General features: G+C 69.4%; 13 protein-coding genes. 9 read left to right on the forward strand and 4 right to left on the reverse strand.

The annotated features are described in order from the left end of the window. Positions 1–126: 126 nt before the first annotated feature. Both recF and dnaN read right to left on the reverse strand, forming a co-directional pair. A complete protein-coding gene (gene recF / locus JOE48_RS25955; protein WP_210034058.1) occupies positions 127–1,281 on the reverse strand; it encodes a DNA replication/repair protein RecF in 1,155 nt (384 codons plus the stop codon). Positions 1,282–1,490: 209 nt separating this feature from the next. Beyond that, positions 1,491–2,612 carry a DNA polymerase III subunit beta gene (gene dnaN, locus JOE48_RS25960; RefSeq protein WP_210034060.1) on the reverse strand — a complete coding sequence of 374 codons (1,122 nt, stop codon included), beginning with the start codon at positions 2,610–2,612 and terminating at the stop codon, positions 1,491–1,493. 219 nt (positions 2,613–2,831) lie between these two features. Here dnaN and JOE48_RS25965 point away from each other — a divergent pair, with 219 nt between their 5' ends. After that, positions 2,832–4,136, forward strand: a complete 1,305-nt coding sequence (locus JOE48_RS25965; RefSeq protein WP_210034061.1) for an MFS transporter — start codon at positions 2,832–2,834, stop codon at positions 4,134–4,136. Here JOE48_RS25965 and JOE48_RS25970 read toward each other — a convergent pair. Together JOE48_RS25970 and JOE48_RS25975 are read right to left on the reverse strand one after the other, a co-directional pair. Further along, positions 4,133–4,351, reverse strand: coding sequence for a hypothetical protein (locus JOE48_RS25970; RefSeq protein ID WP_210034062.1), 219 nt, complete (start codon positions 4,349–4,351; stop codon positions 4,133–4,135). The genes JOE48_RS25965 and JOE48_RS25970 overlap by 4 nt on opposite strands. Positions 4,352–4,431: 80 nt before the next feature. Continuing rightward, a complete protein-coding gene (locus JOE48_RS25975; protein ID WP_409518612.1) occupies positions 4,432–5,649 on the reverse strand; it encodes a hypothetical protein in 1,218 nt (405 codons plus the stop codon). An 815-nt stretch (positions 5,650–6,464) separates the two neighbouring features. On the opposite strand from JOE48_RS25975, the gene flgB reads away from it, so the two are divergent. The 8 genes from flgB to recA all read left to right on the forward strand — a co-directional run bounded on the left by flgB (position 6,465) and on the right by recA (position 14,431). Further along, positions 6,465–6,869: a flagellar basal body rod protein FlgB gene (flgB, locus tag JOE48_RS25980; protein WP_210034064.1), complete on the forward strand. Its 405-nt coding sequence runs from the start codon at positions 6,465–6,467 to the stop codon at positions 6,867–6,869. Between the two features lie 47 nt (positions 6,870–6,916). Then, a complete protein-coding gene (gene flgC / locus JOE48_RS25985; RefSeq protein ID WP_210034065.1) occupies positions 6,917–7,324 on the forward strand; it encodes a flagellar basal body rod protein FlgC in 408 nt (135 codons plus the stop codon). Between the two features lie 32 nt (positions 7,325–7,356). After that, the gene (fliE, locus tag JOE48_RS25990) at positions 7,357–7,671 is read left to right on the forward strand and encodes a flagellar hook-basal body complex protein FliE (RefSeq protein WP_210034067.1); all 315 of its coding nucleotides are present in this window, start codon (positions 7,357–7,359) and stop codon (positions 7,669–7,671) included. 126 nt (positions 7,672–7,797) lie between these two features. Further along, complete coding sequence (gene fliQ / locus JOE48_RS25995; protein WP_192708813.1) at positions 7,798–8,064, forward strand: flagellar biosynthesis protein FliQ; 267 nt, start codon at positions 7,798–7,800, stop codon at positions 8,062–8,064. Between the two features lie 51 nt (positions 8,065–8,115). Then, positions 8,116–8,877, forward strand: a complete 762-nt coding sequence (gene fliR / locus JOE48_RS26000; RefSeq protein ID WP_210034069.1) for a flagellar biosynthetic protein FliR — start codon at positions 8,116–8,118, stop codon at positions 8,875–8,877. A gap of 47 nt (positions 8,878–8,924) precedes the next feature. Further along, complete coding sequence (gene flhB, locus JOE48_RS26005; protein WP_210034071.1) at positions 8,925–9,992, forward strand: flagellar biosynthesis protein FlhB; 1,068 nt, start codon at positions 8,925–8,927, stop codon at positions 9,990–9,992. Between the two features lie 166 nt (positions 9,993–10,158). After that, a complete protein-coding gene (locus tag JOE48_RS26010; RefSeq protein ID WP_245252963.1) occupies positions 10,159–12,954 on the forward strand; it encodes a PAS domain-containing sensor histidine kinase in 2,796 nt (931 codons plus the stop codon). A 409-nt stretch (positions 12,955–13,363) separates the two neighbouring features. Beyond that, positions 13,364–14,431, forward strand: a complete 1,068-nt coding sequence (gene recA, locus JOE48_RS26015; RefSeq protein WP_409518647.1) for a recombinase RecA — start codon at positions 13,364–13,366, stop codon at positions 14,429–14,431. The last annotated feature ends 234 nt before the right edge of the window (positions 14,432–14,665 follow it).

The following is a 14,665-nucleotide window of genomic DNA, read 5'->3' on the forward strand; positions in this document are numbered from 1 at the left end:
ACCGCGAAGCAATCCCGTCAGCGCCACGCCGCTCGACGTGGCGCTGACGGGATGACGTCGTTTCGCTCTTGATCAGCCAGGGTAAAGCCGGTCGCCGCGTTCAACCGACTTTTGTCAGAGCCCTGTTCACGCGCCGATCCGCACAACCTCCGTGCGGTCGCCGGTCTGCGCGAAGGCCGCCGGATCGGCGCCCGTCATCCAGACCTGGCCGGGCAGGGCTTCCAGAGCCTCGAACAATCCGGCACGCCGGCGCGGATCGAGGTGGGCCGCCACCTCGTCGAGGAGAATCACCGGAGCGATCCCGCTCATGGCCCGCACCAGGCGGGCATGAGCCAGGACGAGGCCGATCAGCAGCGCCTTCTGCTCCCCCGTGGATGCCGTCCCGGCCGGCACGTCCTTGGGACCGTGGCGGACCACGAGGTCGCTGGTCTGCGGCCCGATCAGGGTGCGGCCGGCTGCCCTGTCCCGGTGGCGGCCGTTGCGCAAGGCCAGACGAAAGCGATCCTCCGCCTCGATGGCGGGCCAGACCGCGACGAGATCATCGAGGTCCCCCTCCAGGCGGATGGAGGCCCAGGGGAAGGGCTGCGCATCGTCCCGGGTCTCGGCGATCAGCCGGTCGAGCCGCTCGGCGGTCTCGCGACGGGCAAGAGCCACGGCAACGCCGAGCTCGGCCACCTCCCGCTCCACCGCATCGAGCCAGCGGTCGTCGTCGGGCCGATCCTCCAGGAGCCGGTTCCGCGAGCGCAGCGCCCGCTCCATCGCGGAGACCCGCGACCCATGCCCGGCATCGACCGCCAGGACGAGGCGGTCGAGGAACCGGCGCCGGTCGCCGGCCGCGCCGCGGAACAGCCCGTCGAGGTCGGGCGTCAGCCAGACGACCCGGAGGAACTCGCTGAAGGCCACCGGCGAGGAGGCCGGCGCGCTGTCGATGCGGCAGAGCCGGCCTGCCCGCCCGTCCGGCCCGGGGGGCTCCAGCCCGGTGCCGAGTCGGTGCTCGGCGCCGTCCCGGTCGAGGGTGATCGAGACGGCGAAGCCGCCCGGCCCCCCGGTCCGCGCCATGGAGGCGAAATCCGCCCGACGCAGGCCCCGGCCCGGCACGAACAGGGAGATGGCTTCGAGCAGGTTGGTCTTGCCCGCCCCGTTCTCCCCGACCAGCGCGACGAAGCGCGCGGCGGGGTTCAGTTCGAGATCGGCGTGGTTGCGGAAGTCGCGGGCGATCAGGCGGGTGATGCGCTGGACCGGCTCGTTCGTCTCGATCTCCGGATCGAGGGGATTGCTCATCGTCGACCCGGAGGGCTGAGCCGAACGGCGCTCAACGCTCCCCTCACATCTGCCATCCCGTACAATCCCCTCGTCCTGAGGTGCCCGCATCGGCGGGCCTCGAAGGAGGGCTCCAGAATCCATGTCGCCATCTGAAGGCCTCCGTGAAGGCCTCCGCGATGCTCCGGCACCTCAGGACGAGGACGGGAGCGGGAGGGATCAGCGGATCCCTACACCCGCATCGGCATCAGCACGTAGAGGGCAGCAGCACCCTCGCGGTCCTGAATCAACGTCGGCGAGCCCGGGTCGGCGAGCTTGAACAGGGCGGTGTCGCCCTCGAGCTGCGCCGTGATGTCGAGCAGATAGCGGGCATTGAATCCGATATCGAGGTTAGCCGCCTCGTAATCGACGTCGAGCTCCTCCGTGGCGCTGCCCGAATCCGGGTTGTTCACCGACAGCGCGAGGCGCCCCTCGGCGAGCCCGAGCTTCACGGCGCGCCCGCGCTCGGACGAGATGGTCGAGACCCGGTCGACCGCCTTGGCGAAGGCGTCGCGCTCCACGGTCAGCCGCTTGTCGTTGTTGGCCGGGATTACCCGCTGATAATCCGGGAAGGTGCCGTCGATCAGCTTGGAGATCAGGGTCAGGCCGCCGGCGAAGCGCAGGCGGATCTTGGCGGGCGACAGGTCGACCGCGACGGTCTCGCCGCCATCGTCGAGGAGCTTCTGGATCTCGGCCACCGCCTTGCGCGGCACGATCACGCCGGGCATTCCGACGCTGCCCTGCGGCGCCGGGATCTCGACCCGCGCGAGCCGATGGCCGTCGGTGGCTACGGCCCGCATCACCGGGCCGGCCTCGGTCTCCAGCGTGTGCAGGTAGATGCCGTTGAGGTAATAGCGCGTCTCCTCGGTGGAGATCGCGAACTGGGTCTTGTCGATCAGGCGCTTGAGGTCGCCGCTCGCGATCTCAAAGCCGTGGGGCATCTCGCCGGCGGCGAGATCCGGGAAATCGCCTTCCGGCAGGGCGCCCAGCGCGAAGCGCGAGCGGCCGGACCGGATCGTCATCTGGCCAGCCTCGCCGCCGGTCTCCAGGGAGACCTGCGCGCCGTCGGGGAGCTTGCGCACGATGTCGTAGATCACATGCGCCGGCACCGTGGTGGCGCCCGCGTCGGCGACGTCGGCCGGAACCCCCTCGGTAACCTCGATGTCGAGATCGGTGGCGCGGAGCTGCAGGCTCGAGCCTTCCGAGCGCAGCAGAACGTTCGACAGGATCGGGATCGTGTTGCGGCGCTCGACGACCCGGTGCACGTGGCCGAGCGACCTGAGCAGGGCCGCGCGCTCGACAGTGACTCTCATCGCAATACTCGAATGGTGTGGGCGGCGCCGCGGCCGGCAGCCGTCGCGGAATATGGCCGTTCAGCTTGGCGAAGGGGGCTCGGGAACGCAAGGCCGCCATGGGTGCGTCGCACAGCGACCTCGGTCTTCCCTTTGCCGCCATGTCGGATTCAGGGTTTCCGTGCACGCCGCCCCGTGCGAAAGCGCCGCAACCGAACCGAGACCGTCCCCGTCCAGATCATGCTGCAGACCGTCGAGACCGCAGGCGCCACAGGTGCCGCACCAAGTGCCGGGAGGATCCTGGCCGCAAGCTTTGTCGGGACGGCGATCGAGTTCTTCGATTTCTACATCTACGCCACCGCCACCGCCCTTGTGATCGGGCCGGTCTTCTTCCCCGCCGGCGCGCCGGGCGTACAGCAGCTCAGCGCCTTCGCGACCTTCGCCATCGCGTTCATCGCGCGGCCGGTGGGTGCGGCCCTGTTCGGGCATTTCGGCGACCGGGTCGGCCGCAAGGCGACGCTGGTCGCGTCCCTGCTGATCATGGGCCTGTCCACCGTCCTGATCGGCTGCCTGCCGACTTACGCGACGGCCGGCTGGTGGGCCCCGGCGGCGCTCTGCGTGCTGCGCTGCGGGCAGGGCATCGGGTTCGGCGGGGAATGGGGCGGGGCGGCCCTGCTGGCGGTGGAGAACGCGCCGCCGGGCAAGCGCGCGTGGTACGGGATCTTCCCGCAGCTCGGCGCACCGGTCGGCTTCATCCTGGCCAATCTCGGCTTCCTGGGCCTGAGCTTCGGCCTGTCACCCGAGAGCTTCCAGGCCTGGGGCTGGCGCCTGCCGTTCCTGGCCTCCGCCGCCCTGGTCGGCGTCGGGCTCTACGTGCGCCTGAAGCTTACCGAGACACCTGCCTTCAAGGCCGCGCTGAGCGAGGCCCACCCCGAGCGCGTTCCCTTCGCCACCATGCTGACACAGCACGGGCGCGCGGTCCTGATGGGCACCTTCGCCATGGTGGCGGTCTACGCGGTGTTCTACCTGTCGACCGTCTTCGCCCTGGGCTACGGCACCGGCACGCTCGGCTACACGCGGCCGAGCTTCCTGCTGTTCGAGTGCATCGCCGTCTGCTTCATGGCGCTGGGCACCGTGGTCTCGGGCGCCGCCGCCGACCGGTTCGGGCGCCGGCCGGTGCTGCTCTCCGGCATGGCCGCGGTGTTCCTGCTGGGCTTCCTGATGGGGCCGATGCTGGGCACCGCCGCCGGCAGCGGGACGTGGCCGCCGGTCCTCGGCTTCCTGTGCCTCAGCCTCCTGGCGATGGGCTGGGTGTTCGGCCCGATGGGCGCCCTGCTGCCGGAGCTGTTCCCGACCCGGGTGCGCTACACCGGCGCCTCGGTCACCTACAATCTCGCGGGGATCCTGGGCGCATCCGGAGCGCCCTACATCGCCCAGGAGCTCGCGGCCTATGGTGGGATCGGCTTCGTCGGGATCTACCTGGCGGTCGCCGCGACTCTCAGCTTCGTCGCCGTCCTGGCGATGCCGGAGACGTCGGGCCGCTAGGCCCGGCCCGCTCCCGGCTCGAAGCGGCCGACGAACCGGGTCCGCTCCCACAGTTCGATCGTGTTGCGCTCGAGCATCGCGCGCACGTGGCGCTTCGCCTGACTGTCGTCCTCGGCCGACACGACCTCGGCCGAGAAGACGCGTCCGGCACGGTCGAGCTTGAACGCCCGGTAGGCGCGGCTGCGACGGGCGGTATCGGCGTTCAGGGCGAGCATCGGGTCAGCCTCCGAGCCCGAACGTTCCAGCAGAGGGTTAACTACGGGTTAACGGCGCAGCGCGACCGGATTCGGCGCGCTCAGTTCCGCTTGTCGAGGGGCCGACCGAGCAACCGGGCGAACTCGGCCTCGATCTCCTCAACCGAGAACGGGTTGCCGGCCGATTTTGCGTCGGACCGGGCGGCCGGCGCCTCGAAGGCCGGAGCGGCCTTGGGCAAGACCGGCTGGGCCGGCGGCGAAGCGGGCACGGGCAACGCCGGAGCCGGGAGCGGCTCCGGCCCGACCGGACGTTCGGGCGCCGCGACCGGACGTTCGGGCGGCGCGACCGGTGCCGCCGGACTGTCCGGTGTTGCCGGCGTCGGTTCAGGCGCTGGCGGAAGGGAGGCCATGGCGGCCGCCACCGGATCGACGCCCTCCGGCACCGCGGACACCGGGGCGGGTGTGACGGCCGAGAACGGGCGCGAGAGCGCCGCCTGAAGCTGCCGCGCCATGTCGGACAGGATCGCCGGATCGACCGAGCGGCGTTCGGACGGGACGGCGAGGCTCGGGGCCTGCGCCGCTCCGGATTCGACCAGCTCGGCCTCGCCCTTCCGCTCAGAGGCAGGACGCGGCGGGGACTCGACGAGCGGCGGCGCAGTCCGGCTCAGGATCCGCCGCGGGATCGTCGGCTCGCGGGGCGCTGGAGGCGGCGGGATGGGCAGGTCCGCGGCCGGATCTGGCCTGAGAGGTGCGGTGACATCCTGGCCGGGCTCATCACCGCCGAGCAGGGCGGCATCGAGCGGTAGGGTCACGGGCGGTGCGGCTGCGGAGCGCGGCACGGGCGGCGGCACGACCACCGGCATCGCGAAGCCCGGATCGAACAGGGGCTCCGCGCGGCGGCCTGCCGCCTCGGCGAGGGCACGCGGCGGCTCGGGCAGGCGCCCGCCCTGGACCAGGGGATCCGGCAGCGGCTCGTCGAGGGCATCCGGGGTCGGCTCCGACCGGAGGCTTGCCTCCGGCAATGGGCGCTGGCTGCGCTGGATGTTGCGCTCGACCACCACGTCGTTGGGGCCGCCCACCAGAAGCAGGTGCTCGACATTGTCCCGGCGCAGCAGGATCAGCTGGCGCGCCCGGTCGAGCTCGTAGACATCCACGATCCCGAGCCGGGGCTGCCGACCTCGTCCGCCGGCGCGCCCCGGCAACGCGAGGTTGCGTCCTGTGAGCCGCCGGACCGTGAAGACGATGGCCGCAAGCGCCGTAAAGATAACGGCGAAAATCACGACGTACTGGACGATGGGGGAGCCGTCAGAACCGAACACGGATTGCAGCCATCGCAAAATTACGCACTCGCACGTTCCGGCCGCCGCTGGTCCGCGCCCGGCACGGCTTGTCCATACCACGCCGACGGGGCGGCAAGGCAAATGACGTTAAGAGTTCGTTAACAGACCTTTTAACCTAGCGCTATCAAGACAATAGGTTGTGAAAGGGTCTGGCGCGGGCGCATCGCGAACCGGATGGCCGCACCCTGCACGGGTTGGCCCGCAGCCGCACGAACAGATGCGTCGGGCCGAGATCGGCATGACCGTCGGGCGATGCGCGGCTGCCGTGCCCCTCAACCGTGGACGCAGAAATATCGCGGACATGTGAAACCTGATCTTCCGCATGCCGCCGACAGCGCTGCCGATCGGAAACTCACGCGACCGGATCACCGGCAGAGCCCGCTATCTTTTACGGGATAAAATCTGGATATCTCCGCCGCGATCATCTGCCGAGGGCAATAAAGCTTAGGACAGTTCGTGTCGAGCGGTGTCTATTCATCGATTGGCCTGCAATAAAGCCTCGCCGCCGCCGTGCGGGCAGCCGCATCCCAGACGGCTGGCGGAACCGCCTCGGACCTCGTGAGCCAGACCACCTCATCGAGTGCGACAGGCGGCAGCGGCACGACCGGTTTTGAAGCGACGTCGGCCGTCGGCCCTGTCGCGCGACGATGCGCAAACGGCTTGGAGCGGCCCAGGATCATCGACTGCCCATCCGCCTCGGCCGGCGCGCCAAAAACTTTAACGCACCATTAACCATGCACACGGCAGATTTTGCCGAGCCCGCCGTCTGCGGCGCGGACCCGCCGGAGGCAACCTTGGCCCTCACTGACCTGCCCGTGCTCAGCATGCTGCGCACCCGGATGCAATGGGCCCAGGCGCGCCAGGGCATGATTGCCGAGAACGTGGCCAACGCCGACACGCCGGGATTCAAGCCCCGCGATCTCGTGGAGCCCCGCATGGACCGGGCAACCGGCACCATGGCCTCATCGTCGACGGCCCTGGCGCTGACCAGCCCAGCCCACATCGCCCCGGCCGGACAGGGGGCGGGCGACGCCGCGTCGAAGCGTGCGAAGGGCTTCGAGACGCGCCCGAGCGGCAACGCCGTCAACCTCGAGGACGAGATGATGAAGGCCGGCGACAACCAGTCCGACTACCAGCTCGCCGCATCGCTCTATCAGCACAGCCTGACCACCCTGAAGATCGCGGTCGGCAAGAGCTGAGCGTCTGGCACACCGACTGTTCGGTCACGGCGCGGAGGGCCTGAACCATGGAATTCAGCAAGTCGCTCACGGTCGCGGCCGCCGGCCTCAAGGCTCAGTCCGGCCGGATGCGGATCATCGCCGAGAACATCGCCAACGCCGATTCCGCGCCGGCATCGCCGGGGGCGGAGCCCTATCGGCGCAAGATCCCGACCTTCACCAGCCATCTCGACGACGAGAGCGGGGCCCGGCTCGTGGAAGCCGGCCGCATCCGGCGCGACCCGTCGGCGTTCCGGACCAAGCTCGAGCCCGGCAACCCGGCGGCCAATGCCCGGGGCGAGGTGCAGATGCCCAACGTCAACGCGCTCATCGAGAACATGGACCTGCGCGAGGCCCAGCGCTCCTACGAGGCGAACCTCAACATGGTCACCTCGACCCGCAAGATGCTGGCGCAGACGCTGGCGATCCTGAAGTGACCGCGTAGGGACGCACAGCAAGGATACTGGCCATGGCTTCGAGCAACTTCGCGGCGGGCGCCTATGCGGCCGTCCAGGGGATGGCCTCCGGTCGCCCCGCCCCCCGGGTGCAGCCGGCGGCAGGGGCCGGCGGCGATTTCATGCAGCTTCTCGGGCAGACGCTGGACAACGTCGGCGATGCCGGGCGGCGGGCCGACGCGCAGGCCGTCTCGGCCGCGTCCGGCAAGGCCAATGTGGTCGACGTGGTCACAGCCGTCGCCGAGAGCGAGACCGCGCTCCAGACCATGGTCGCGGTGCGGGACCGGATGATCTCGGCCTACGAGGAAATCATGCGGATGCAGATTTGACGCGAAGCCGTTCCCCGTCCCGGCGACCGGTTCGTCCAAACCGCTCGCCGGCGCGCATCCGCCGCGTCTCGCGCGGGAACCGCGCCGCCCGTCCCGCTTCGCAATCCTGGTACCAACGGCCCCCCAATGACCGGCCTCGCCATTCTCGACATCGCCCGCGACGGCATCTTCGTCTTCCTGAAGATCGCCGGACCGCTGATGCTCGTCTCCCTCGCCGTGGGGCTCGCCGTCTCGCTGGTCCAGGCCCTGACCCAGGTCCAAGAGCAGACCCTGATCTACGTGCCCAAGATCGTGGCGGTCTTCGCCGCGCTGCTCTTGATGCTGCCCTTCATCGGTGACGCCATGGCCGGCTACATGGTCCGCATCGCCGCCCGGATCGCGGCGGGCGGCTGATGCACGATCCCGCCGCGACAGGGTCCAGATTCGCGTGCCATAGGGGCGGCGATGAACCTGCTCGTGCCCGGGATCGCGTCGGCCTTTCTGATCACCTTCGCGCGTGTCGGCACCCTGATCATGCTGATGCCCGGGATCGGCGAGCAGACGGTGTCGCCGCGGCTGCGTCTGGCCTTCGCGCTGCTCACGACACTGGTGTTGTTCCCGTCCGTGCGCCCGCTGCTCGGCGGCACGGACGGTCTGGCCGGGCCCCGGCTGATCGGGCTGCTGTTCGGGGAGACGATCATCGGGCTGGTGCTCGGCCTCACCGTGCGGATGGTGCTCGCCGCCCTGCAAACCGCCGGGGTGATCATCTCGGCGCAGCTCGGCCTGTCCTACGCGATGACGGTGGATCCGAGCCAAGGCGGCCAGCAGGTGGCGATCGGCAACTTCCTGTCGCTGCTCGGCATCACGCTGATCTTCGCCGCCGACCTGCACCATCTCGCCATCGAGGGCTTGGCCCGCAGCTACGTCGTGCTGCCGCCCGACGGCGTGCCGGCCTTCTCGGACGCGCTGATGCTGGCGACCCGGGCGCTCGCCCGCGGCTTCACGTTGGCGGTCCAGATCTCCGGGCCGTTCATCGCCTTCGGCCTCCTGTTCAATCTCGGGCTCGGCGTGCTGTCGCGGCTGATGCCGCAATTGCAGGTGTTCTTCCTGGCGGTTCCGGCCTCGGTGCTGGCGGGGATGGTCATCCTGATGGGCGCCCTCGGCGTCATGATGGGGGTCTTTCTGGACGATATCGGCCGGTATCTCGCCGCGTATGTCGGCCGGTGACCGTGGCCGCCCCGCTCCGCTTCCGCACGCGCTGAGGTCGATTTTCGATGGCCGAGGGCGCGGAGGACGAGGACAAGACCGAGGAGCCGTCCCAGCGGCGCCTCGATCAGGCCATCGAGCGCGGCGACGTCGCGAGCAGCACCGAGATCAACACCTTCGCGTTGCTGGCCGCCTTCACCCTCGCCCTGATGGTCGCGGCCCCGAGCATCGCGCAGAACCTCCTCTATGGGCTCAGGGCCTATCTGGCGAACGCCCACACCCTCCCGGACGACGCCACCGCAATGCAGGCGGCCGCGACGCGGGGGCTCTGGCTGTGGCTCCAGGCGGTGGCCGTGCCGGTGGGCCTCGCCTTGATCGCGGGCCTCGCCGCCGGCCTGCTCCAGCACCCGCTGGTGTTCAGTACCGAAACACTGATGCCGAAATTCGAGCGGCTCTCGCCGATGGCAGGCCTGAAGCGCCTGCTCGGCGTCGAAGCTTGGTTCCAGTTCGGCAAGGGCCTGGCCAAGATCACGATCGTGGGCGTGGTCGGCGGCGTGCTGCTGTGGAACGACCGCGACCGGCTCGAGGTGTTCGTTCAGCTTGACCCCGCCGCATCCCTGCCGGCGATCCTGTCCCTGAGCCTGCGGCTGCTCGCCGGCATGCTGTGCATGCACCTCGCGATCACGCTGGGCGACGCGCTCTACGCGCGGTTCCGCTGGCGCAAGCGCCACCGCATGTCGAAGGAAGAGCTAAAGCAGGAGATGAAGGAGTCGGACGGCAACCCGGAGATCAAGGGCCGCATGAAGCAGCTGCGCATGGCGCGGGTGAAGAAGCGGATGATGGCCGCCGTGCCGACCGCCACCGTGGTGGTGACCAACCCGACCCACTACGCGGTGGCCCTGCGCTACGAGGCCGGCATGGCCGCGCCGATCTGCGTCGCCAAGGGCGTCGACGCGCTGGCTCTGCGGATCCGCACGGTGGCGGCCGAGCACGGCGTCGCGGTGATCGAGAACCCCCCGCTCGCCCGGGCGCTCCACGCCACCGTGGAGATCGACCGCGAAATTCCCGCCGAGCATTACCGGGCGGTGGCCGAGGTGATCGGCTTCGTCCTGCGCCTGCGCCGGAGGGCTGCATAGGCCCCGGCCGCAGCGGAGGCCGGACGACCGGCCGGGAAAGCCACGCTTCGTCCACCTTTTTTCGCGAGGCTGCGCCGAGGCTTGGCGCGACGACAGTGGTGCCGCGCTGCCCTTGCCCTGATATGGCCGGCAGGCCTAACCGGGGGATCGTTCTGGAATGAAGCCGATGGCCGACGTCACTGGACCTCCGGCGCCCGCCGTCGGCCCGCAGAATTCGGGACTGCCGACCTCCGGCGCCCAGGGTCCCGCCCCGCTGGGGCCGGGTTCGATCGACCGCTCGGAGCAGCCGGGCCGGGTCGGGCTGCTGCTGGTCCTCGCGGGCCTGCTGGTCGGGGCCGCCATCGGCCTGTCGTTCGTGGCGAACGAGCAGGCCCAGTCGCTGATCGTGTGGCTGCTGGCGCTTCTGGCCATGGCGGGCGTCTTCTTCCTGTTCGCCCTGGCGATCGGCGCGCTCCAGCTCAGCGGCAGCGCCGCCCGGGACGACATCACCAAGGGGATTGTCGACGCCTCGCCCGACGGCGCGCTGGTCGTCGAGGATAGCGGCCGGCTGATCTACGCCAACGAAGCCTATCTGCGGATCGCCGGCGGCGAGACCTTCTCGAACCTCGTACCGGTGGAGCGTATCCTGGTCGGCTCGCCGGAGGTCTCCGAGGCGGTCTATCGCCTGTCGCAGGCCTCGCGCGACGCCCGCGCCCATACCGAGGAAGTGCGGATGTCGCCGCCTCTGGGGCCGCTCGCCGGGGAGCGCAGCTTCGGCTGGTACCGGGTCTCGGTCCGGCCGCTCCTGCGTCCGCGCCGCGCCGCCTCGCTCTGGACGGTCGCCGACATCACCGCCGAGCGCGAGCGCCAGGAGAACGTCTTCCAGGAACTCCAGCACGCGATCGACTACCTCGACCATGCCCCGGCGGGCTTCCTGTCGATCGATCCGGCTGGCGCCATCGTCTACATGAACGCGACCCTCGCGGCCTGGCTCGGCTACGACCTCGCGACCGTCGGCCCCGGGGGCCCGCACCTCACCGAGATCGCCCCGGAGGCGGACGTCCTGGTTCGCACCGCCGGGCTGCCGGGCGAGGTGCGCACCGACCGGTTCGACCTCGACCTGCGCCGCCGCAACGGCCACACCCTGCCGGTGCGGCTTTATCATCGGGTCGCCTTCGGGAAGGACGGCAAGCCGGGCTCCTCGCGCACCTTCGTGATCAACCGCTCCGCCGGTGCTGAGACCGACGAGCCGCAGCGCGCCGCCGAGGTGCGCCTCGCCCGCTTCCTCAACAACTCGCCCATCGCCATCGCGACCCTCGACCGGACCGGCCGGATCGCACGGGCCAATGCCTCCTTCACCCGGCTGTTCGGCACCGTGCCGCGCCAGATCGAGGACGGCGCGATCGGCGGGGAGGGCACGTCCCGGGCCGAGCCCAACGTTGCCGATTCGGTCACCGACCGCACCGCGCTGGAGGCCGGCCTCGCCCGCGCGGCGCGCGGCCTGACCGACCCCGAGCCCATCGAGGTCCAGTTGAACGGCCCGGGCGGCCGCTCGGCGCGGGTGTGGCTCAGCCCGGCCGATGGCGGCGATCCGGGTCAGCAGACCGATGAGGCCGAGCGCGTCATTCTCTACGCCCTCGACACCACGGCGCAGCGGCAGCTGGAGCAGCAGGTCGCGCAGGCGCAGAAGATGAACGCGGTGGGCCAGCTCGCGGGCGGGATCGCGCACGACTTCAACAACGTGCTGCAGGCGATCATCGGCTATTCGGACCTGCTGCTGGCCAGCCACAGGCCGACCGACCCCGCCTTCCAGGACATCATGCAGATCAAGCAGAACGCCAACCGGGCGGCGGGCCTCGTCCGCCAGCTCCTGGCGTTCTCCCGCCGCCAGACCCTTCGGCCCGAGGTGATGAATGTCGGGGAGGCGCTCTCCGAGCTGACCCTGCTGCTGAAGCGCCTGCTCGGCGAGCGCGTCGCCCTGGAGCTGAAGCACGGCCGCGAGATCTGGCCTGTGAAGGCCGACGTCAACCAGTTCGAGCAGGTGATCGTCAATCTCGCGGTCAATGCCCGCGACGCCATGCCGGACGGCGGCAAGCTGATGATCCGGACCGAGAACGTGACCGATCCGGGCCCTATGGCGGCGGAAGACGGACGCGGCGGCGCGCCCGCGGGCGACCATATCCTCATCGAGGTTCGCGACACCGGTCAGGGCATCCCGCCCGAGCTGATGGAGAAGATTTTCGAACCGTTCTTCACCACCAAGGAGATCGGCAAGGGTACGGGCCTCGGCCTCTCGACGGTGTTCGGCATCGTCAAGCAGTCCGGCGGCACCATCGACGTGCAATCGACCATGGGGGAGGGGACCGCCTTCCGCATCTACCTGCCGCGGCACGTGCCCGTCGCCGAGCACGAAGACGCGCCGCTCGTATCCTCCGCATCGGCCCTGCCGCGGACCGAGGCGGCCGCTCTTCCGTCGCCGTCCGGGCAGGATCAGGCCGGCGGCGCAGCGACCCCCGCCGTTGAGGCGACCGCGCGCACCGACGCCAAATCCGGGGCCAAGCCCTCGCCCAAGCTCGACACGCCGTTGCCGCGTAAGCCGGCGGCCGACCATACGGGGCAGGGAACAATCCTCCTCGTGGAGGACGAGGATCCGGTTCGGGCGGTCAACAGCCGGGCGCTCTCGGCGCGCGGCTACACGGTCTTGGAGGCGGCATCGGGCCTCGAGGCCCTGGCGATCGTCCGCGAGGGGGCTCAAGAGATCGATCTTGTCGTTTCCGACGTCGTCATGCCCGAGATGGACGGCCCGACCCTGTTGCGAGAGGTGCGCAAGCACCAGCCCGACCTGAAGGTGATCTTCGTCTCCGGCTATGCCGAGGATGCGTTCCGCAAGAACCTGCCGGAGGGCGAGACCTTCAACTTCCTACCCAAGCCCTTCAGCCTGAAGCAGCTGGTCGAGACCGTGAAGAAGACGATGGCGAGTTGAGAGGCGCGCTGGTTGGCCGGCGCACATTCTTTCCCACCACCTGGCAGCGGTCTTTGCGCGCGGAGCGATGCAATCCAGAGAGCGCCAGGCCGATTCGTCGCCTTTTGCCCTCGGTCACTTCCCTGCGCTCGTGATGATTGACGGACCCGCCGAGCGAAGGGTTCAGACGAAAACCGTATCGGACGCCGCAAGCGGTCGGGCTTGCGGTCCGGACCCTTCGCTCGGCTTGGACAAACCAAGGTCTCGGCCCCTCAAGCCTGGAGCGATCCAACCCACGCCGCCGTCGCGCACTTGCCGGATGAGAACAAAACAGGTACATATTGCGGATGTTGACGCGCGTTGTGAACGGCGCTCAACCCCTTCATAAGGAGCCCGCCAGATGGCCCAGCCCGCATTGAAAGTGGTCGACATGCCCCCCGCGGAGAAGGACAAGGACAAGTCCAAGGCGATCGACGCAGCCCTGGCGCAGATCGAGCGCGCCTTCGGCAAGGGCTCGATCATGCGGCTCGGCAAGAACGACAAGGTGCAGGAGGTCGAGACCATCTCCACCGGTTCGCTGGGGCTCGACATCGCCCTCGGTGTCGGCGGCCTGCCACGCGGCCGCGTGATCGAGATTTACGGCCCCGAATCGTCCGGCAAAACGACGCTGGCGCTCCATACGATCGCAGAAGCCCAGAAGAAAGGCGGCGTCTGCGCCTTCGTGGATGCCGAGCACGCTCTCGATCCAATTTACGCCCGGAAGCTCGGCGTCAACCTCGACGACCTGCTGATCTCGCAGCCCGACACGGGCGAGCAGGCTCTGGAGATCACCGACACGCTGGTGCGCTCCGGCGCCATCGACGTGCTGGTGGTCGATTCGGTCGCCGCGCTGACCCCGCGGGCCGAGATCGAGGGCGAGATGGGCGAGAGTCAGCCCGGCCTCCAGGCCCGCCTGATGAGCCAGGCCCTGCGCAAGCTGACCGGCTCGATCTCGCGCTCGAACTGCATGGTCATCTTCATCAACCAGATCCGGATGAAGATCGGCGTGATGTACGGCAGCCCCGAGACGACCACCGGCGGCAACGCGCTGAAATTCTACGCCTCGGTCCGCCTCGACATTCGAAGGATCTCGACCCTGAAGGACCGGGACGAGGCGATCGGCAATCAGGTCCGCGTCAAGGTGGTGAAGAACAAGGTCGCGCCGCCGTTCAAGCAGGTCGAGTTCGACATCATGTTCGGCGAGGGCGTGTCGAAGGTGGGTGAGCTGATCGACCTCGGCGTGAAAGCCGGCATTGTCGAGAAGTCCGGAGCCTGGTTCTCCTACAACAGCCAGCGTCTCGGCCAGGGCCGCGAGAACTCGAAGGGGTTCCTGCGCGACAACCCAAATATCGCCGCCGAGATCGAGGGGTCGATCCGGCAGAATTCCGGGCTCGTCGCCGAGAAGATCCTGGAGAACGCCGCACCGACGGCGGACGATCTCGACGAGGGCGAGGCGTAAGCCTCGCCACCAAAGCCGGTACGGGCTTGCGGCGAGCTCGGCGACACGAAAGACTTGGCGGCCCCGGAGCTTCTCCGGGGCCGTCTGCCATTCCGGAGCCGTCGCGTCCGGCGGCTGATCTCCCGGACACAATGCTGCCGAAGCCGTCCACCGCATGCCGCGGGACAATATCGCTTCGGCGATGCTCGATCTCATCAGCCAGCACGACCGTCGAGATCAATGCCGACGATCTGC

The organism is Methylobacterium sp. PvR107 (genome assembly GCF_017833295.1).
Taxonomy (GTDB): domain Bacteria; phylum Pseudomonadota; class Alphaproteobacteria; order Rhizobiales; family Beijerinckiaceae; genus Methylobacterium.